The sequence below is a fragment of the Citrobacter portucalensis genome (assembly GCF_002042885.1).
Taxonomy (GTDB): Bacteria; Pseudomonadota; Gammaproteobacteria; order Enterobacterales; family Enterobacteriaceae; genus Citrobacter; species Citrobacter portucalensis.
Genome location: NZ_MVFY01000005.1, coordinates 296,479 through 314,607 on the forward strand (window position 1 = coordinate 296,479; position 18,129 = coordinate 314,607).

General features: G+C 53.8%; 20 protein-coding genes. 6 read left to right on the forward strand and 14 right to left on the reverse strand.

The features are described 5' to 3' along the window. Positions 1 to 159: 159 nt before the first annotated feature. The 5 genes from accD to pdxB form a co-directional block, all read right to left on the reverse strand. Entirely contained in the window at positions 160 to 1,074 is a 915-nt protein-coding gene (accD, locus tag BZK40_RS10110) for an acetyl-CoA carboxylase, carboxyltransferase subunit beta (RefSeq protein ID WP_003834797.1), read from the reverse strand. Between the two features lie 149 nt (positions 1,075 to 1,223). Further along, positions 1,224 to 1,883, reverse strand: a complete 660-nt coding sequence (locus BZK40_RS10115; RefSeq protein ID WP_003028140.1) for a DedA family protein — start codon at positions 1,881 to 1,883, stop codon at positions 1,224 to 1,226. A gap of 24 nt (positions 1,884 to 1,907) precedes the next feature. Further along, complete coding sequence (gene truA, locus BZK40_RS10120; RefSeq protein WP_003028142.1) at positions 1,908 to 2,720, reverse strand: tRNA pseudouridine(38-40) synthase TruA; 813 nt, start codon at positions 2,718 to 2,720, stop codon at positions 1,908 to 1,910. After that, positions 2,720 to 3,733, reverse strand: a complete 1,014-nt coding sequence (locus BZK40_RS10125; RefSeq protein ID WP_008785360.1) for an aspartate-semialdehyde dehydrogenase — start codon at positions 3,731 to 3,733, stop codon at positions 2,720 to 2,722. The genes truA and BZK40_RS10125 overlap by 1 nt, the downstream gene beginning before the upstream one ends. 68 nt (positions 3,734 to 3,801) lie before the next feature. Then, positions 3,802 to 4,938 carry a 4-phosphoerythronate dehydrogenase PdxB gene (gene pdxB / locus BZK40_RS10130; RefSeq protein WP_032944094.1) on the reverse strand — a complete coding sequence of 379 codons (1,137 nt, stop codon included), beginning with the start codon at positions 4,936 to 4,938 and terminating at the stop codon, positions 3,802 to 3,804. Between the two features lie 108 nt (positions 4,939 to 5,046). On the opposite strand from pdxB, the gene flk reads away from it, so the two are divergent. Continuing rightward, a complete protein-coding gene (flk, locus tag BZK40_RS10135) occupies positions 5,047 to 6,048 on the forward strand; it encodes a flagella biosynthesis regulator Flk (protein WP_008785362.1) in 1,002 nt (333 codons plus the stop codon). Here the strand turns inward: flk and BZK40_RS10140 are convergent. Together BZK40_RS10140 and BZK40_RS10145 are read right to left on the reverse strand one after the other, a co-directional pair. Next, positions 6,045 to 7,223, reverse strand: coding sequence for an MFS transporter (locus BZK40_RS10140; protein ID WP_079934582.1), 1,179 nt, complete (start codon positions 7,221 to 7,223; stop codon positions 6,045 to 6,047). The genes flk and BZK40_RS10140 overlap by 4 nt on opposite strands. Before the next feature lie 179 nt (positions 7,224 to 7,402). Next, the gene (locus BZK40_RS10145; RefSeq protein ID WP_079934601.1) at positions 7,403 to 7,777 is read right to left on the reverse strand and encodes a MerR family transcriptional regulator; all 375 of its coding nucleotides are present in this window, start codon (positions 7,775 to 7,777) and stop codon (positions 7,403 to 7,405) included. A gap of 168 nt (positions 7,778 to 7,945) precedes the next feature. On the opposite strand from BZK40_RS10145, the gene BZK40_RS10150 reads away from it, so the two are divergent. The 3 genes from BZK40_RS10150 (at position 7,946) to BZK40_RS10160 (ending at position 9,240) form a co-directional block, all read left to right on the forward strand. Continuing rightward, positions 7,946 to 8,203, forward strand: a complete 258-nt coding sequence (locus BZK40_RS10150; protein WP_060683488.1) for a helix-turn-helix domain-containing protein — start codon at positions 7,946 to 7,948, stop codon at positions 8,201 to 8,203. A 150-nt stretch (positions 8,204 to 8,353) separates the two neighbouring features. After that, positions 8,354 to 8,719, forward strand: a complete 366-nt coding sequence (locus tag BZK40_RS10155; protein WP_079934583.1) for a CHAP domain-containing protein — start codon at positions 8,354 to 8,356, stop codon at positions 8,717 to 8,719. A 2-nt stretch (positions 8,720 to 8,721) separates the two neighbouring features. Beyond that, positions 8,722 to 9,240, forward strand: coding sequence for a YqhG/Tai3 family protein (locus BZK40_RS10160; protein WP_071445205.1), 519 nt, complete (start codon positions 8,722 to 8,724; stop codon positions 9,238 to 9,240). A 52-nt stretch (positions 9,241 to 9,292) separates the two neighbouring features. Here the strand turns inward: BZK40_RS10160 and fabB are convergent, their stop codons facing one another. Next, positions 9,293 to 10,513, reverse strand: a complete 1,221-nt coding sequence (gene fabB / locus BZK40_RS10165) for a beta-ketoacyl-ACP synthase I (RefSeq protein ID WP_046670107.1) — start codon at positions 10,511 to 10,513, stop codon at positions 9,293 to 9,295. 159 nt (positions 10,514 to 10,672) lie between these two features. Here fabB and mnmC point away from each other — a divergent pair, with 159 nt between their 5' ends. Beyond that, on the forward strand, positions 10,673 to 12,673 hold the full coding sequence (mnmC, locus tag BZK40_RS10170) for a bifunctional tRNA (5-methylaminomethyl-2-thiouridine)(34)-methyltransferase MnmC2/FAD-dependent 5-carboxymethylaminomethyl-2-thiouridine(34) oxidoreductase MnmC1 (protein WP_079934584.1): 2,001 nt from the start codon (positions 10,673 to 10,675) through the stop codon (positions 12,671 to 12,673). Between the two features lie 114 nt (positions 12,674 to 12,787). On the opposite strand, the gene BZK40_RS10175 is transcribed toward mnmC, so the two are convergent. The 6 genes from BZK40_RS10175 to prmB are packed head-to-tail and all read right to left on the reverse strand — an operon-like array spanning position 12,788 to position 17,338. Next, positions 12,788 to 13,063: a YfcL family protein gene (locus BZK40_RS10175; RefSeq protein WP_003028163.1), complete on the reverse strand. Its 276-nt coding sequence runs from the start codon at positions 13,061 to 13,063 to the stop codon at positions 12,788 to 12,790. Positions 13,064 to 13,095: 32 nt separating this feature from the next. Continuing rightward, positions 13,096 to 13,644: an elongation factor P hydroxylase gene (locus BZK40_RS10180; RefSeq protein WP_079934585.1), complete on the reverse strand. Its 549-nt coding sequence runs from the start codon at positions 13,642 to 13,644 to the stop codon at positions 13,096 to 13,098. Further along, complete coding sequence (locus BZK40_RS10185) at positions 13,644 to 14,453, reverse strand: sulfite exporter TauE/SafE family protein (RefSeq protein ID WP_003834821.1); 810 nt, start codon at positions 14,451 to 14,453, stop codon at positions 13,644 to 13,646. The genes BZK40_RS10180 and BZK40_RS10185 overlap by 1 nt, the downstream gene beginning before the upstream one ends. Next, positions 14,453 to 15,277, reverse strand: a complete 825-nt coding sequence (gene mepA, locus BZK40_RS10190; RefSeq protein WP_032944099.1) for a penicillin-insensitive murein endopeptidase — start codon at positions 15,275 to 15,277, stop codon at positions 14,453 to 14,455. The genes BZK40_RS10185 and mepA overlap by 1 nt, the downstream gene beginning before the upstream one ends. A gap of 3 nt (positions 15,278 to 15,280) precedes the next feature. After that, positions 15,281 to 16,366 (reverse strand): chorismate synthase, encoded by a 1,086-nt coding sequence (gene aroC, locus BZK40_RS10195; RefSeq protein WP_079934586.1) that lies wholly within the window; start codon positions 16,364 to 16,366, stop codon positions 15,281 to 15,283. 39 nt (positions 16,367 to 16,405) lie between these two features. Continuing rightward, positions 16,406 to 17,338 carry a 50S ribosomal protein L3 N(5)-glutamine methyltransferase gene (prmB, locus tag BZK40_RS10200; protein WP_038642381.1) on the reverse strand — a complete coding sequence of 311 codons (933 nt, stop codon included), beginning with the start codon at positions 17,336 to 17,338 and terminating at the stop codon, positions 16,406 to 16,408. A gap of 166 nt (positions 17,339 to 17,504) precedes the next feature. Between prmB and smrB the strand changes: the two genes are divergently transcribed. Further along, the gene (gene smrB, locus BZK40_RS10205; RefSeq protein ID WP_003839296.1) at positions 17,505 to 18,056 is read left to right on the forward strand and encodes an endonuclease SmrB; all 552 of its coding nucleotides are present in this window, start codon (positions 17,505 to 17,507) and stop codon (positions 18,054 to 18,056) included. The last annotated feature ends 73 nt before the right edge of the window (positions 18,057 to 18,129 follow it).

Below are 18,129 nucleotides of genomic sequence, written 5' to 3' on the forward strand. Positions count from 1 at the left end.
AAAGGGCAGCGCCAACCGGCCTGCCCTTTTTTACACGTCGTTTTCCACGTTGCAGATGTGTTGGCTGTACTCGCACTCCCGAATCACTTAACGGTGTAAGTTCATCGGGATTAACACTCTTGTCGCCTGCCTGCAACCCGAAACCCATAGCGTAAACTATCAGGCCTCTGGTTCCTGATCGGGAACCGGAGGTACCACTTCGCCTTCACGCGGCTCATCCGGATTCGGCGCAGGAAGATTCATCAGCTTCGCCAGGATGCTTGCCAGTTTCAGGCGCATTTCCGGACGGCGAACGATCATATCGATAGCGCCTTTTTCAATCAGGAACTCGCTGCGCTGGAATCCCGGCGGCAGTTTCTCACGTACGGTTTGCTCGATAACACGCGGACCAGCGAAGCCGATCAGTGCTTTCGGTTCTGCAATGTTGAGATCGCCCAGCATCGCGAAGCTTGCGGAAACACCACCCATTGTTGGGTCGGTCAGTACAGAAATATACGGTAAACCGCGTTCCTGCATTTTCGCCAGCGCAGCAGAGGTTTTCGCCATCTGCATCAAAGACATCAGCGCTTCCTGCATACGCGCCCCGCCAGAAGCAGAGAAGCAGATCAGTGGACAGTTGTCTTCCAGCGCCTGCTCAACGGCACGGACAAAACGCGCGCCGACCACAGAGCCCATGGAGCCGCCCATAAACGCGAACTCGAATGCAGCAGCAACGACCGGCATACCGTGGAGCGTGCCTTTCATCACCACCAGCGCATCTTTCTCGCCGGTTTCTTTCTGCGCAGAAGCCAGTCTGTCTTTGTATTTTTTGGAGTCACGAAACTTCAGCACGTCTTTCGGCTCAAGCTCGCTACCCAGTTCCACAAGAGAACCTTCATCTAACAGGCTATGCAGGCGATTGCGCGCCGACATGCGCATATGATGGTCACACTTCGGACAGACCTCAAGATTACGTTCCAGCTCAGCACGGTATAAAACCTGACCGCAGCTATCACACTTGGTCCACACCCCTTCAGGAATGCTTGCCTTGCGGGTGGGAGTAATGTTGCTTTTAATTCGTTCAATCCAGCTCATTGGTGACCTTTCTGCCTGAACCCTAGTCAGCTTTGTTATAAGGGGCGCATAATGCCATTTTTGCCCCTAACAGACCATGAATGTTGCACATTAAAACATAACAGCCCGAAACTTTGGATAAAAAAGTGGTCGAACCGCTGAGTTACTTTCTATTTTGCAGCCCGTGACGCAGCACGCTTATGGCGAATTACTTCAATCACCCCCGGCAATACGGAAAGGACGATAATCGCCACAATCAATAATTTCAGGTTTTCCTGGACGATCGGCAGATCGCCGAACAGGTAGCCTGCGTAGGTGAACAACAATACCCACAGCAATGCGCCTACGACGTTATACATCGCAAAGTGACGGTAGGACATATGTCCCATACCGGCAACAAACGGCGCAAATGTACGCACGATTGGCACGAAACGCGCCAGGATAATCGTCTTACCGCCATGACGCTCGTAGAACGCATGGGTTTTATCTAGGTAGCTGCGGCGGAAAATTTTGGAGTTCGGGTTACTGAAAAGTTTTTCCCCGAACAATCGGCCAATCGTGTAGTTCACCGCATCGCCCACAATCGCCGCCACAATCATCAGTGCCACCATCAGATGAACATTAAGATCGTTGGTTGGCAGCGCAGAAAGCGCACCCGCAACAAACAGCAGCGAATCCCCTGGCAGGAATGGTGTCACCACCAGCCCGGTTTCACAGAACAGGATCAGAAACAGAATGGCGTATACCCAGATACCGTATTCCGCAACCAGCTCCGCCAGGTGCACATCAATGTGCAGGATAAAATCGATAAGAAAGTAAATCAGGTCCATAGTTTTGCCTTTATACGACTCAAATTAGTCCGCCAGAAATAGCGGGCCCATTGGCGGTTTTGGCAGGTCGAACCGGTCCGGGTAATCTACCGCAACCAGATACAATCCTTCCGCTTTCGCCGTTGCCGCTGCCAGCGTTCTGTCCTTTGCCGCTAACAGTTCTGCTATCCAGCTCTCCGGCTGGTTGTTGGCGCCAACTTCCATCAGGCTGCCGACAATATTCCTGACCATATGATGTACAAAGGCATTCGCTTTAATATCCACCACCACATATGCACCGAAACGTTCGACGTTAATGTGCATCACGTTTCGCCACGGCGTGCGCGACTGACACTGCACCGCTCGAAACGAGGTAAAATCATTTTCGCCAATCAGACACTGGGCCGCACGATGCATACGCTCAGCGTCCAGCGGTTCATAGTAATGGGTTACCCCTTTACCCAAAACAGCAGGGCGCAACCGATGATTGTAGATGATGTAGCGATAACGGCGAGCCGTGGCGCTAAATCGGGCATGAAAATCATCGGGTACAGCTTTAACCCAGCGCACGGCGATGTCACCAGGTAAATTCGCATTTACCCCCAGTGTCCAGGCCGCATCTTTACGCTGGGCAGTGGTTTCAAAATGCACGACCTGCCCAGTGCCATGAACGCCCGCATCCGTGCGTCCTGCACAAAAAACATTGATGCGTTCATTCGCCACCTGAGAGAGCGCTTTTTCCAGTTTTTCCTGAACGCTACGCACTTCGTTCTGGCGCTGCCAGCCATAATATTTGCTGCCGTCATACTCAATGCCCAGCGCAATTTTATGGGTTGACGGCTGTTGCTGGTCAGACATTAGTACAGGTACTCCTGCACCAGTTTTTCCGCAATTTTCACCGCCATTAACGCGCCGCCAAAGCGTACGTTGTCCGCCACAGACCAGAACTGAACCTGCTCTGGCATACCGTAATCATTATGCACGCAGCCAATAGAAAGGTGCGGCGTGCCCGATGCATCGCCAACCTGGGTCGGGAAATCGGTCTCTTCCGACAACACCACGTCTTCACCGCGTGAAAACGCATCGCGCGCTTCTTCCGCCGCCAACGGGCGCAGGGCCTCAAAATTAACCATCTGCGCGTGGCCATAAAATACCGGGGACTGCACGATGCTGGCAGAGATGAGCAGACCATCATCCTGCATAATTTTGCGCACTTCATCAACGATACGACGTTCTTCACGCACGCTACCTTCACGATCGGGCAGCAGCGGCAGCATGTTGAATGCCAACTGACGGCCAAAGAAATCATCTTCGTCAATCGGGATGCCGTTAAGCAGTTTTGCACTCTGTCCGGCCAGCGCATCCACCGCTTTTTTGCCATGAGCGGAAGCTGAGATAATATTGGTCACCGTAATACGCGAAAGCCCACCGTCATCAATCAACGGTTTCAGCGCAGACAGCAGTTGGCTGGTCAGACTGTTAGGCACCGCAATCACATTGCGGTTACGGTAATCCGCCAGCACGAACGGGTTAACGTCCGGAACCACCAGCGGAACGTCTGGCTCAAGCGCGAACAGACCGCTGCTGTCGATCACCAGGCAACCCGCATTAGTGGCTTCTTCTACCCAGGCGGCGGTGGCTTCAGCGCCCGCAACAAAAAATGCCAACTGCGCCTGCGTCCAGTCAAAGTCTGCAACGTCCTGCACTATGACCGATTTACCGTTAAAACGCAGATGTTCGCCGGCGCTTTCATTACGCGCCAGCGCATAAATTTCACCGACCGGGAACTGGCGTTCAGCCAGCGTATCGAGCAGGGCTTCGCCTACGGCGCCCGTTGCGCCCAGAATGGCAATATTCCAGCCTTCAGACATGGTGATTTACTCCAAGAAATACGTAAGCGTCCCTGTCGCATTATTCGACAGGGAGCATTAAGAAGACATTAATGTGCCGGATGATGAACAGCGTTAAAACCCAGCTTACACAATAAGGCAGCAGCCGTTGCGTCGTCACACATCACATATAAAGACGACCATTCACGACGCTCAAGGTAATTTTTACGCAGTTTATCAAACTCACCCGGAATTCCAGCGACTTTGCGCAGCGGCGCATCATCGCGGCGCACATCATACACTAAATGCACCAGCCTTTTCAGCGTTGGCTGATCTAACGGGCCATGCAGGGTGATACGACCAAATTCCGGCGCGGGTAACAGGGTACTGAGCGCAACGTGCTGCTCGTGACCAATAAACTTACTATAGGCCTCAAAGACCTGCGTGGTGCCACGCGCTTTTCCTTCGAGGGTATACCCGGCAATGTGCGCCGTGCCGATATCGGCTTTCTCCAGCAACGCCACATTGAGATCCGGCTCTCCTTCCCAGACATCCAGCACAACGCTCAGCGACTGACCGGCATTCAATCGGTTCAGCAATGCCGTATTGTCGATGACCGCCCCACGGCAGGCGTTGATCAGAATGGTGCCCGGCTTCAACCGGCTAATTAGCGCGTCATCCGCCATGTGCAGTGTTTTGTACGGCCCGTCTTTAAACAGCGGGGTATGGAAAGTCAGCACATCGGCTTGCTCAACCAGTTCATCCAGCGAGCAGAAATTGCCTTCGTCACCGCGATCGGCTCGCGGTGGATCGCACAACAGCGTGCGGATCCCCAGCGCTTCCAGACGCGCCTGCAAACGCCCGCCCACATTGCCCACACCCACAATGCCTACGGTGCGATCGCGTAACGCAAACCCGTCGCGCTCCGCCAGCATCAGCAACGCTGAAAAAACATATTCTACGACCGCTATTGCGTTACAACCGGGCGCGGCGGAAAAACCGATCCCCGCCTGCGCAAGCCAGGCGTCATCTACATGGTCTGTGCCAGCGGTTGCCGTACCGACAAATTTAACCGGTTTTCCGCCAAGCAGTGATTCATTTACTTTCGTCACCGAGCGCACCATTAAAGCATCCGCATCATCCAGTTCAGCAACGGGAATCGGACGACCGGGAACCGCTTTGACCTCCCCCAAACGACTGAACAGTTCGCGGGCATAGGGCATATTTTCATCAACGAGGATTTTCACGTCTTTCGCACCTGTTTGAGAACGAGAGTTAACCGGGCAAGTGTGCCATAATCTCGCCGCCAGGCATACTGCGAGACCTGGTCAGCACAGATTTAAGGAACAGAGATGATGCAGCCCATTTCAGGTACGCCCGCACGCCCTCCCGGCGAAGGCCAAAATGCCCCTTCCGCTGCGGGTGAACAACCGCTATCCACGCAACAACGTACTGTGCTGGAACGGCTAATTACCCGTTTGATTTCACTCACCCAGCAGCAAAGCGCTGAGGTGTGGGCCGGAATGAAGCACGATCTGGGCGTCAAAAGTGATACGCCGCTGCAATCACGTCACTTTCCTGCCGCTGAGCAAAACCTTAACCAACGACTGGGGGTTGCTCAGCAAAATCATGTTAATCGTCAGGTGCTTTCGCAGCTCACTGAATTACTGAGCCAGGGAAATAATCGCCAGGCGGTGAGTGATTTTATCCGTCAGCAGTATGGGCAAACGGCGCTCAGCCAGCTCACGCCTGAGCAGTTGAAGAACGTGCTCACGCTGCTGCAACAAGGACAGCTGTCGATACCGCAGCCGCAGCAGCGCCCGGCTACCGATCGCCCTTTGCTCCCCGCAGAGCACAATACGCTGAACCAGTTAGTTACCAAACTGGCGGCGGCCACGGGAGAATCCGGGAAGATGATCTGGCAGTCGATGCTGGAGTTGTCTGGCGTAAAAAGCGGTGAGCTGATCCCTGCCAAACAGTTTACGCACCTGGTCACCTGGCTGCAGGCGCGCCAGACGCTCAGCCTGCAAAGCGCACCAACGCTACAAACGCTCCAGGCGGCGCTGAAGCTGCCATTAGAGCCGAATGAGCTGACAGCGATAAAAGAATACGCGCAGCAGACGTATCAGATCCAACCACAATCGATTCTGACCACGGTGCAGGTGCAGGACTTGCTCAATCAAATTTTCCTGCGTCGCGTGGAACGAGAACGTGAGCTCAGCGAGCCGCGTCATCTGCAGCCCATTTACAGCCCGTTCGCGCCGATGATTGAAACGGTTAAATCTCTGTCGGCACGACCGGGACTGCTGTTTGTTGCGTTGATAATTGCGTTAGCCATTTTCTGGCTGGTCGCTTAACCTTTACGCAGCGTAAGCAACGTTACAATAATCCCCACCACGGCGGATATCGCCCCGGCAAGGAACACTGAGGGATAACCGTACGCGGTGGCCAGCACCCCGGCGACCGGACCGCTTATACCGTAGGAGATATCCTGAAACGCGGCGTAACCGCCCAGCGCCGTACCGCGAACCTGCGCGGGCACTCGCTTCACCACTTCGACGCCCAATGCCGGGAAGATAAGCGAACACCCGGCCCCGGTTAATGCCGCCCCGAGCAGCGCAATCCAGGCCGATGGGGCCTGCCACAGCAAAATCAGCCCCGCAGTTTCCACCAGCAAAGAGACAACGGCAACCTTCACGCCGCCGAAACGGTCCGGCATCCAGCCAAACAGAATGCGCATCAGCACAAACGCCCCACCAAACGCAGTCAGGGTGAACCCCGCCATCGTCCAGCCGTTGCTGACAAAATAGAGTGAAATAAAGGTACCGATCACCGCAAAGCCAACGCCCTGCAGCGCCAGGCCCAGGCCCGGTTTCCATATAAGCCCGACTACGCTCCATAAAGAAGGACGTTCTCCTGCATGCGCAGGCACTTTACGCACGGTGCCGTTGAATGCCCATGCCAGCAGCGGTAATACCATCGTCGTTCCCGCCAGCGCCGCGAAGCCAAAGTGGCTGTGGATCAACAGGCCCAGCGGTGCACCAGCGGCCAGCGCACCGTAAATCGCCATTCCGTTCCACGACATCACCTTACCGGAGCGTGTTGGGCCGACCAGCCCCAACCCCCAGGTCAGCGTACCGGTGAGCAGTTGGCTTTCGCCAAAGCCGAGGATCAAACGCCCGACGATTAACAACGCAAATTTTATAGGGACAGAAACAGGCAATAGCGCGGCTAAAAGCCACGCCGCGCCCGCCAGCCCACAGGCAAACATCCCCTGTAGCGCCGAGCGTTTAGCACCATATTGATCGGCTAAGCGCCCGGCGTAGCCGCGCGTTAATACCGTCGCCAGAAACTGTACACCTACGGCGATACCGACCATGGTGTTGCCATAGCCCAGTTCCTGATGCACAAACAGAGGAATCACGGGCAAAGGGAGACCGACCGTCATATAGGTCAGGAAAACTGCAAAAGCGATACGAAACAGCGAAAAGTTCGCCGAAGGTGTTTTTTCTTGTTGGGTTACAGCTGTCATGCGTTACTCCAAAATGCAGAGTAAGGCGAGGAATGTCCACGCCCCCTCTACCTGACTATCAGGATTAAGGTGCGTTGGATAACGTTAAACGCTTACGCATTATCAAGAGGATAATGTTGAAGCTGGAGTCTGCCTGCGAGTGACCCTGGCTGTCAACTGTGAAAGCATAGCTGTGTGTTTCAAAGCGGTGACTTCGCAACGAACAAAAAGGGAAATACCGCATCAATGCCTTTCGCTCTAAACCTCCCGGTTACCTGTTCACGCTGCTGCGGCGTCAGGAGCCGGAACATCATATCCCAAATATCTTTGGGCTCGGCTTCCTGCACAATGTTGCGATCAGGCGCCTCTGTTTTCTCATTTTCATTCAGATACGAGCGTACATACAGTGGGAACACAGAAATATGAAATTCCTCGGCCTTAGATTTCGCGCGCTTGCGCTTAACGCCCTCCTTCCCTTCACTGTAGGTATTTAAGCGCAGACGTACAGCTGGTGCGCTTCCAGGAAACCCCGGTAATTCAAGACACTCCTTTACCGTGAACCACTCTTTTACCATCAGTTTCTTTCCTTTCTGCTGATGAAATAAAAATATTTTTTCTTTTTCGCGAAATTTCAAATTAATTCTGGCAATATTCCTACGACAAAAAGAAAGTAACGTTCTTTTTTTCTAATTTATACCCTGAAAAATATCGGCACCGATAACACATCTTCTTAGGATTACAGAATGGAACACAAAAGCCAAGACTGGCATCGTGCAGATATTAAAAGTGCACTGGAAAAAAGAGGCATTACGCTCAGAGAATTGTCACGTTCTGCGGGCTTGTCTCCTGATTCGCTACGAAATGTATTTACCCGCAACTGGCCCAGAGCAGAACAGATCATCGCACAGGCGCTGGAAACCACGCCGGACATGATTTGGCCATCGCGCTACCTCTCGAAATCAGAAAAAATAACCGTCACAAAAAATAACCATAAACTATAAATGCGTTACCCATAATTTGCATGGCAGATTAATTTATATCTCAACCAAATATATTCCCGATATTAATAGCACTATCGGTCATGCCCATCAGATTAAATCCTGTTAAAGCAATACACGAACTTATTACATATTCTTTTAACAGGAGTCATGATGAGCTGGAATAAAACAGCAGCAACAAATTATGCGAAATCACATGCAGGCGCGCATTCTCAGAAGCGCTGTGCAGAATTTACCCGCAAAGCCATTCAGGCAGGAGGTATCTCTCTTGGGAATACCTACCATGCTAAAGATTATGGACTGCTGTTAAAAAACGCAGGATTCCGTCCTATCGGCACATTTGAACAACCCAGAGCAGGAGATGTCGTCGTCATTCAACCTTATGAGGGAGGAAACCCAAGCGGGCATATGGCGATATTTGACGGTCAGGAGTGGTACTCCGATTTTAGACAACGTGATATGTGGGCGGGGCCAGGCTATCGGGCGGCAAAGCCTTCATACACTATTTACAGGAAGTAGTAATGAAAGCGTTCCCATTGATTGCTCTAGTTTTGTTACTTTGTAGCTGTTCTTCATCACGCAGTGACAGCACTCAGGATGTTAAACAATTCTATCTCGCGTGGATGTCCGCCTACACACAAGATCGAGATACGTCCGCGCTCATGCAACGTTATGTGGCGAAAGACGTTATCGACCGTCTGGCGCTGATTGGCAGCCTTTACGAGCAGGAAATAATAAATTCTGACTACTTTATGTACGTGCAGGATTATGACCCTGAATGGATCCCGCGGCTACGGGTTGGAGCAGTTCAGCCCTTTCTCGGTGGCGAAAAGGTGGAAGTACAATTAGGTGGACCGGCAGGCGAAGCGCCCATGCAACTGGAAGTGTATACGCGTTGGGAAGAGGGTCGCTGGAAAATTTATCGCGTGCGGGATCTGGGCAATCAATTTGAACAGCCAATCTACAGCGCCGGTGATATCGCACACGCCAAGGCATGGTCTGCGGAGATCGCACCGGAGTACGAAAAGATGAATAGATAAAAAAGGGGAGCCATCAGGCTCCCCTTTGCATCTCATTTTTCATTTTGCAGAATTATGCTTTCAGCTTACGCATAACCAGCGTTGCGTTAGTGCCGCCAAAGCCGAAGCTGTTGGACATCACGGTAGTCAGCGCCTGCTCGGTCGGTTTGGTCACGATGTTCAGACCTGCCGCCTGCTCATCCAGCTCTTCAATGTTGATGCTCGGCGCGATAAAGCCGTGTTCCAGCATCAGCAGAGAGTAGATAGCTTCCTGTACGCCAGCTGCGCCCAGGGAGTGGCCGGTCATTGCTTTAGTCGCAGAGATTGCCGGGCTGTTGTCGCCAAACACTTCACGAATTGCACCCAGCTCTTTCACGTCGCCTACCGGGGTAGAGGTACCGTGAGAGTTCAGGTAGTCGATCGGGGTGTCTACACCGTGCATCGCCATTTGCATGCAACGTACTGCGCCTTCACCAGACGGAGCAACCATGTCTGCGCCATCGGACGTTGCGCCGTAACCGACGATTTCCGCGTAGATATGCGCGCCACGTGCCAGCGCGTGTTCCAGCTCTTCAACCACGACCATACCGCCGCCGCCTGCAATAACGAAACCGTCACGGTGTGCGTCATAGGTACGGGAAGCTTTGGACGGATCGTCGTTGTATTTAGTAGACAGCGCGCCCATGGCGTCGAATTCACACGCCATTTCCCAGCACAGCTCTTCGCCGCCGCCAGCAAAAACGATGTCCTGTTTGCCCAGCTGAATTTGTTCTACCGCGTTACCGATACAGTGCGCAGATGTCGCACAGGCAGAGCTGATAGAGTAGTTTACGCCGTGGATTTTGAACGGCGTTGCGAGGCAGGCAGAAACGCCGGACGCCATCGCTTTGGTGACCACATACGGGCCAACCGCTTTCAGACCACGCGGGCTACGCATTGCGTCAGCACCGAACACCTGAAAACGCGGGGAACCGCCGCCGGAACCTGCAATCAGGCCAACGCGCGGGTTGTTCTGGTAATCTTCTGCTGCAAGGCCGGCATCAGCCACTGCCTGTTCCATAGAAAGGAATGCATAGATGGATGCGTCGCTCATAAAGCGCACTACTTTGCGGTCAATGAGGCCAGTGGTATCCAGTTTTACGTTGCCCCAAACGTGGCTACGCATGCCGGAGTCCTTCAGCTCCTGAGAGAAAGTGATCCCTGAACGTCCTTCACGCAGAGATGCCAGGACTTCCTGCTGGTTATTACCGATGCTGGAAACGATGCCCAAGCCAGTAATCACTGCACGTTTCATTCAATACCTCTGTAAGTCGCACTATTTTAAAGTTTCGAGTGGCACAATAGCGTACACTTGTACGCCGAACAAGTCCGATCAGCCATTTAATGTGGAAATTTGCGCAGCCAGGCACTCATCGCTAAGATCGGGGCACAGCCTGCCAGACGAGTAACTTACGTGAAACAATACGCTATACAACCTGCAAACCTTGAATTCAACGCTGAGGGTACACCTGTTTCCCGAGATTTTGACGATGTCTATTTTTCTAATGATAACGGGCTGGAAGAGACACGTTACGTCTTTCTCGGCGGGAATCATCTCGCCCAGCGATTCCCTGCGCATTCACGTCCCCTCTTCGTGGTGGCAGAAAGCGGGTTTGGCACCGGACTTAACTTCCTGACGCTCTGGCAGGCATTTACCGATTTTCGCGATACCCATCCTGAAGCTACCCTGGAAAGATTACATTTCATCAGTTTTGAAAAATATCCGCTAACGCGTGAAGATCTCACCTTAGCCCATCAGCACTGGCCAGAACTTGCCCCATGGGCCACGGCGCTGCAAGAGCAATGGCCGCTGCCGTTGGCGGGATGCCATCGCCTGCTCCTTGATGAAGGACGCGTCACGCTGGATCTGTGGTTTGGCGATATTAACGAACTGACCAGTAAGCTCGATGACTCCCTGAATCAAAAAGTGGACGCCTGGTTTCTGGACGGTTTCGCACCGGCAAAAAATCCGGATATGTGGACGCCAACGCTGTTTAACGCAATGGCCCGTCTGGCTCGTCCGGGGGGTACGCTGGCGACCTTCACCTCAGCGGGCTTTGTGCGTCGGGGGTTGCAGGAAGCCGGGTTTACGATGCAAAAATGCAAAGGCTTTGGTCGCAAACGCGAAATGCTCTGTGGCGTAATGGAACAGACGCTGGCGCGCCCCTCCTCGGCTCCCTGGTTTGCACGTTCCGGAACAGATAAACGTGAGGCCGCCATTATTGGTGGGGGGATTGCCAGCGCATTGCTGTCGTTGGCGTTACTGCGTCGCGGCTGGCAGGTCACACTCTATTGCACCGACGATAATCCAGCCGGGGGGGCATCCGGCAATCGCCAGGGCGCGCTTTATCCGCTACTCAGCAAGCATGACGCGGCTATTAATCTCTTTTTCCCCACCGCGTTTACCTTCGCTCGTCGACTGTATGACGCCCTCCCCGTTGAGTTCGCGCATGACTGGTGCGGTGTGACACAACTGGCGTGGGATGAAAAAAGCCAGCAAAAAATCGACCAAATGCTGTCCCTTGAATTGCCTGATGCGCTCGCCGTCAGCGTTAACGCAGAGCAGGTTTTACAAACGACCGGCGTAGAAACCGGATGCGGCGGGATTCAGTACCCTGCCGGAGGATGGCTGTGTCCGGCACAATTAACCGCCGCCGTATTCGACTACGCCGCAACGCTGGGATTACGCACCCGGTATCAACATACGTTGGCCTCGCTGTCTCGGCAGACAGAACACTGGCAATTGACGTTTGCCAGTGGCGAAACCGCCACTCACGCTGCGGTGGTTCTGGCTAACGGGCATCGCATTAATGGCGTTGAGCAAACGCAGTCGCTACCGGTGTACTCCGTAGGCGGTCAGGTGAGTCACATTCCTACCACGCCTTCGCTTTCAGCGCTGCGTCAGGTGCTGTGCTATGACGGCTACCTCACGCCGCATAACCCGCAAAACCAGCAGCACTGCATTGGCGCCAGCTATCATCGCGGAAGTGAAGAAACGCTGTATCGCGCGGACGATCAGCAGCAAAACCGTCAGCGCTTAATAGATTGTTTCCCGAATGCCTCGTGGGCAAAAGAAGTAGACGTTAGTGGCAATGCCGCCCGTTGTGGAGTGCGCTGCGCCACGCGCGATCACATGCCAATGGTCGGCAACGTCGCGGATTATGACGCCACGCTCAGCCAGTATGCCACTCTTGCCGAAGACAAAGAGCACGCCGTAAACGCCCCGGTGTATTCCGATTTATTTATGTTAGGTGCACTGGGCTCGCGCGGGCTGTGTACTGCCCCGCTGTGTGCAGAAATTCTGGCATCGCAAATGAGCAATGAACCCCTACCAATGGATGCCAACACGCTGGCAGCGCTGAATCCGAATCGTCTGTGGGTAAGGAAGTTATTGAAGGGTAAAGCGGTGAAATAAGATACCATCTCGCCATTGCCTGATGGCGCTACGCTTATCCGGCCTACAACCCCCGTCCGCGTAGGCCGGATAAGACGCCTTCGCGTCGCCATCCGGCACAATCCACTGCAATTATTATTGCGTTGCCTTCTGGAACAGTGTGTCCCACATCTCTTTCACTAACGCCTGGTCACGCGGCGAGAGTTCGCCTGCGCTGATGGCTTTTTCCAGGCTGCTGGTCACATTGGCGTACAATGCCTCAGCGGAATGGTCCTCGCCAGCATCCAGCTCAGCCACAGCCAGCGTCAGGTGCCCACGCAAATAGCCACTGGCAAACAACTCATCATCGCTGGCGTGCTCTACCATATCGTCGATTAATGCCAGAATGCGTGATTCAAACTCCGCGATCATCTTATTTCCTCATTGTAAACGTGGCAGCGGCTTCAGTTGAGCGCTTCGGGCCACGGGAATTGTTCCGCCGTAAGTTCAGGCGTGTGATAATAATTCTGTAACGCGTTAATGAAACGCGCCGGACGTTCAGGGATCCCCTTTTCCAGGTACTCCATCACCTGAGTATGAACACGGCGCTGGAATACCACGCGATCCGGTTCAAAGTCCCCTTCCAGGTTGTCGCAACTGACGTTAAACGGGTAGCCCGCCGCCATGCAAAACAACCAGTCAAACGCCTGCGGCTTCACTTCCACATCTTCAAACTGGCATTGTGTCTTCGCGTCGCGTCCGTCCGGGCAGTACCAGTAACCGAAATCGACCAGTTCACGACGGGCTTTACCGGCGATACACCAGTGTGAAATTTCGTGTAACGCACTGGCGTAATAACCATGCGCAAAAACGATACGGTGATACGGTAATTCCGCATCCGCTGGAAGATAGATCGGTTCGTCGTCGCCTTTAATCAGACGGGTATTAAATTCATCGGCAAAGCAGCCGTTAAAAATCTCAATCAACTGTTCGTAGTGATGCGTATTATTCATTAGTTCATCCCCAGCCAGTGGAGAATCTCCTGTCCATGATTATCATAAAGTAGCTTTGCGCTCATCACGGCGGAGACAATAACGATCATTGGCCGAATGAGTTTTTGTCCTTTGCTGAGCACCAGTCGAGAGCCCATCCGTGCGCCAATAAACTGGCCAATGAGCATCACAAACCCGGTCGCCCAAATCACTTTGCCGCCGAGGGCAAACAGCAACAACCCACCGATATTCGATGTGGCATTTAATACTTTGGCGTGGGCCGTCGATTTCGCCAGGTTGTATCCGCACAGCATGACAAAAGCCAGCGCGTAGAACGACCCTGCCGCCGGACCAAAAAAGCCATCGTAAAAGCCGACGCAGCCCCCGGCCACCAGCGCGAAAGGCAAACCGTGCAGTCGGCGCTGTCGGTCCTCTTCCCCGATTTTCGGCATCAACAGGAAGTAAAGGCCAATACAGATAACCAAAACCGGCAGGATCTGGCGCAGAACATCTGACTGCACGTGCTGAACCAACAGCGCGCCGCTCATTGAGCCGATAAAGGTCATGAAGATATTGAGCTTCTGATCCGCCAGATTAACCACACCACGACGAATAAAATAGAGGGAGGAAGAGATAGATCCCCCGCAGGCCTGCAGCTTATTGGTCGCCAGCGCTTGCGCAGGTGGCATCCCAGCCGCCATCAATGCCGGGATGGTGAGTAGACCACCACCTCCGGCCAGAGAATCAATAAAACCTGCCAGCATCGCCACAAAAAAAAGCACACCTAACAGCAGTGGCGACACCATAAACAGAGAGGCAAAATGATCCATTAGAGTACATGCTCGTCCAGTAACGCCTGGCAGGAAGGCGGCAACGGCGGCGGTGTCTTCTTCTCAGGCTTGGTGGTTCCAGGTTTTGGAGGTTCGAACCAGCTTTGCAGCTCTGCGCCACAGCCGTCACCCGGTGGCGGTAACGGTTGATCTTCGCACTCAAGGCTGTCGGCAGGACAACGTAACCGCACGTGCATATGCGCACGATGCTGGAACCACGGCCGCACTTTACGCAACCAGTCCCTGTCGGTCCCTGCATCCAGACAAAGTTGTTGCTTAATCGCCGGATTCACGAAAATACGCGTTACTTCATTATCTTTTGCAGCCAGCCTGATCAGGCTGAAAATCTCCGGTTTCCACAGTGACGGCACAACACGTTTACCATCCTGTGAGACCAGATCTAACGCCTGCGGCCGCAGCAGTTGCGACTGGGTCCAGCGCGTTTTCGGCAGTTGCAGGAAAATATCCACATCCAGTCCCGTCTGGTGGCTGGCGTGACCGCCATTGAATCGCCCACCGGCCGGCATACCCATATCGCCGATTAACACCGTGCCCAGTCCCTGACTATTGGCCTGATAACTCAGACGCTGGATAAACCTCACCAAATCCGGATGGCCAAAGTAACGACGCTGATCGGTGCGCATCACCTGATAGTGTTCTGACTGTACAGGCAGCGTATCTGCACCAACAATACAGCCATTGGAAAACGCGCCGATAGACTGCGCGCTGCCCGCAACCGGATGGGTAATTTTCTGCCAGGGCGTCGCCGCCAGACAGGCGGTACTGGCAAACAGAGCCAGCGCCGCAAGTGCCGTTTTTTTCATCTCTTACCAGCGTGGAATATCAGTCTTCACGTCCGCATTTTGCGCCCGCTGACGCAGCAGGTGATCCATCAATACGATCGCCAGCATCGCCTCGGCGATCGGTACGGCGCGGATCCCAACGCACGGATCGTGGCGACCTTTAGTGATCATTTCGACTTCTTCACCAAAGCGGTTAATAGTGCGCCCAGGAACGGTAATACTGGACGTCGGTTTCAGCGCCATATGAGCAATGATTTGTTGCCCGCTGCTGATCCCGCCCAGAATGCCGCCCGCATGGTTACTCTGGAAACCTTCTTTGGTGATTTCGTCACGGTTCTGGCTGCCGCGCAGCGCAACAACGTCAAATCCATCACCAATCTCAACGCCCTTAACGGCGTTAATACTCATCAGCGCATGGGCGATGTCGGCATCCAGGCGGTCGAATACAGGTTCGCCGAGACCCGCAGGTACACCGCGTGCAACAACGGTCACCTTCGCTCCGATGGAGTCACCTTCTTTCTTCAGCCCGCGCATCAGTTCATCCAGCGCTTCGAGTTTATCCGGGTCCGGGCAAAAGAACGGGTTAAGTTCCACCTGGGGCCAGTCTTTGATCTCCAGCGGAATATCACCCATCTGCGTCAGGCAGCCGCGGATCTCAACGCCGAATTTTTCCGCCAGATATTTTTTGGCTATCGCTCCGGCCGCCACGCGCATCGCCGTTTCACGTGCGGATGAACGTCCGCCGCCACGGTAGTCGCGCAGGCCATATTTTTGCTCATAGGTATAGTCGGCGTGTCCCGGACGAAAAACGTCCTTAATCGCGCCATAATCCTGTGAACGCTGATCGGTATTTTCGATCAGCAGGCCAATGCTGGTGCCTGTGGTAACGCCCTCGAACACCCCGGAGAGGATTTTCACCTGATCCGGCTCACGACGCTGCGTAGTGTAGCGCGATGTGCCCGGACGGCGTCTGTCGAGATCGTGCTGCAGGTCAGCTTCTGTCAGAGAAATGCCCGGCGGAACACCATCGACAATACAACCGAGCGCCAGCCCGTGTGATTCGCCGAAAGTGGTTACGCGAAAGAGTTGCCCAATTGTGTTTCCTGCCATCACGGCTCCGTTATGCGTGTTGTGTATGTGCGCGTGTAATTAGTCTTTATAAATGCTGAAGTGCTCGCGAGCAGCAACTAACTGCTCTTTGGTCAGCATGAATACGCCGTCACCGCCGTTGTCGAACTCCAGCCAGGTGAACGGTACATCCGGATATTGCTCTATCAGATGTACCATGCTGTTTCCGACTTCACAAATCAGAATACCGTTATCTGCCAGGTAGTCCGGGGCGTTCCCCAGAATGCGGCGGGTAAGTTTCAGCCCATCGCTGCCGGACGCCAGACCCAGCTCAGGTTCGTGACGATATTCGTTTGGCAGATCGGACATATCTTCCGCATCGACATACGGCGGGTTGGTCACAATCAGGTCATACTGGACTTTCAGCAGATCGCGGAACAGATCGGAACGGATCGGCGTGACGTGATGGATCAGGCCGTGTTCTTCAATATTGTGTTCGGTCACCGCCAGCGCGTCAGTGGAAATATCCACCGCATCGACTTCGGCTTCCGGGAAGGCATACGCGCAGGCAATGGCGATACAGCCGCTGCCAGTACACATATCGAGGATATGCTGCGGTTGCTCATTAATAAGGCCCGCAAAGCGGTTATTGATAAGCTCGCCAATCGGTGAACGTGGAACCAGCACGCGTTCATCAACATAAAATTCATGCCCGCAGAACCAGGCTTTGTTGGTCAGATAAGCAACCGGAATGCGCTCGTTGACGCGGCGAATCACGCGTTCAACAATACGATGACGCTCGCTGGAGGTCAGACGCGCGGTACGCATATCTTCTGGAATATCCAACGGCAAATAAAGTGACGGCAGCACCAGTTGTACGGCCTCGTCCCATGGGTTATCCGTGCCATGGCCATACCAGATGTTCGCCGCGCTAAAACGGCTGACCGCCCAACGCAACATGTCCTGAATGGTATGCAGTTCACTCACTGCTTCATCGACGAAAATTTTATCCACGTATTCCTCCAGGGCATGCTCGTATTAATTTCGGCGGCTAGTTTGCCACGAAGACGGCGATAAATCAGCATTCACACGGGGCCTGAACGCGAAAATTGCGTTTTAAGCGATCGGATGCCCGCCGAGTCGGGTTAAACTAACGGAAAATAAAAGTTGAGACTCTCGAATGAAAAAGAAAACATCGCTCAGCGAGGAGGATCAGACGCTGTTTCGCCAGCTGATGACCGGCACGCGTAAAATTAAACAGGACACCATCGTTCACCGACCTCCACGTAAAAAAATTGCCGAGGTTCCGGTTAAAAGACTGCTACAGGAGCAGGCTGATGCCAGCCACTATTTCTCGGATGAGTTTCAGCCGCTGCTGAATACGGACGGCCCGGTAAGATACCTGCGCGCCGACGTCAGCCATTTCGAGCTGAAGAAAATGCGCCGTGGCGATTACTCTCCGGAGCTGTTTCTCGATCTGCATGGGCTGACCCAGCAACAGGCCAAACAAGAGTTAGGCGCGCTGATTGCCGCCTGTCGCCGTGAGCATGTGTTTTGCGCCTGCGTGATGCATGGCCACGGAAAACATATTCTGAAACAGCAGACGCCGCTCTGGCTGGCCCAGCATCCGCACGTAATGGCCTTTCATCAGGCACCGAAAGAGTACGGTGGCGACGCCGCGCTGCTGGTGCTGATTGAAGTGGAAGAGTGGCTACCGCCCGAACTTCCGTGATGCAAAAAAACAAAAAGAGCCGCATTTGCGGCTCTTTGATTTTCCGGGTGGCGGCTGCGCCTTATCCGGCCTG

Excerpts from the sequence above, each read along its gene's own strand:
- accD (WP_003834797.1), bottom strand. The coding sequence starts at position 1,074 with ATGAGCTGGATTGAACGAATTAAAAGCAACATTACTCCCACCCGCAAG.
- BZK40_RS10115 (WP_003028140.1), bottom strand. The coding sequence starts at position 1,883 with ATGGACCTGATTTACTTTCTTATCGATTTTATCCTGCACATTGATGTG.
- truA (WP_003028142.1), bottom strand. The coding sequence starts at position 2,720 with ATGTCTGACCAGCAACAGCCGTCAACCCATAAAATTGCGCTGGGCATT.
- BZK40_RS10125 (WP_008785360.1), bottom strand. The coding sequence starts at position 3,733 with ATGTCTGAAGGCTGGAATATTGCCATTCTGGGCGCAACGGGCGCCGTA.
- flk (WP_008785362.1), top strand. The coding sequence starts at position 5,047 with ATGCAGCCCATTTCAGGTACGCCCGCACGCCCTCCCGGCGAAGGCCAA.
- BZK40_RS10140 (WP_079934582.1), bottom strand. The coding sequence starts at position 7,223 with ATGACAGCTGTAACCCAACAAGAAAAAACACCTTCGGCGAACTTTTCG.
- BZK40_RS10145 (WP_079934601.1), bottom strand. The coding sequence starts at position 7,777 with ATGGTAAAAGAGTGGTTCACGGTAAAGGAGTGTCTTGAATTACCGGGG.
- BZK40_RS10150 (WP_060683488.1), top strand. The coding sequence starts at position 7,946 with ATGGAACACAAAAGCCAAGACTGGCATCGTGCAGATATTAAAAGTGCA.
- BZK40_RS10155 (WP_079934583.1), top strand. The coding sequence starts at position 8,354 with ATGAGCTGGAATAAAACAGCAGCAACAAATTATGCGAAATCACATGCA.
- BZK40_RS10160 (WP_071445205.1), top strand. The coding sequence starts at position 8,722 with ATGAAAGCGTTCCCATTGATTGCTCTAGTTTTGTTACTTTGTAGCTGT.
- fabB (WP_046670107.1), bottom strand. The coding sequence starts at position 10,513 with ATGAAACGTGCAGTGATTACTGGCTTGGGCATCGTTTCCAGCATCGGT.
- BZK40_RS10175 (WP_003028163.1), bottom strand. The coding sequence starts at position 13,063 with ATGATCGCGGAGTTTGAATCACGCATTCTGGCATTAATCGACGATATG.
- BZK40_RS10180 (WP_079934585.1), bottom strand. The coding sequence starts at position 13,644 with ATGAATAATACGCATCACTACGAACAGTTGATTGAGATTTTTAACGGC.
- BZK40_RS10185 (WP_003834821.1), bottom strand. The coding sequence starts at position 14,453 with ATGGATCATTTTGCCTCTCTGTTTATGGTGTCGCCACTGCTGTTAGGT.
- mepA (WP_032944099.1), bottom strand. The coding sequence starts at position 15,277 with ATGAAAAAAACGGCACTTGCGGCGCTGGCTCTGTTTGCCAGTACCGCC.
- aroC (WP_079934586.1), bottom strand. The coding sequence starts at position 16,366 with ATGGCAGGAAACACAATTGGGCAACTCTTTCGCGTAACCACTTTCGGC.
- smrB (WP_003839296.1), top strand. The coding sequence starts at position 17,505 with ATGAAAAAGAAAACATCGCTCAGCGAGGAGGATCAGACGCTGTTTCGC.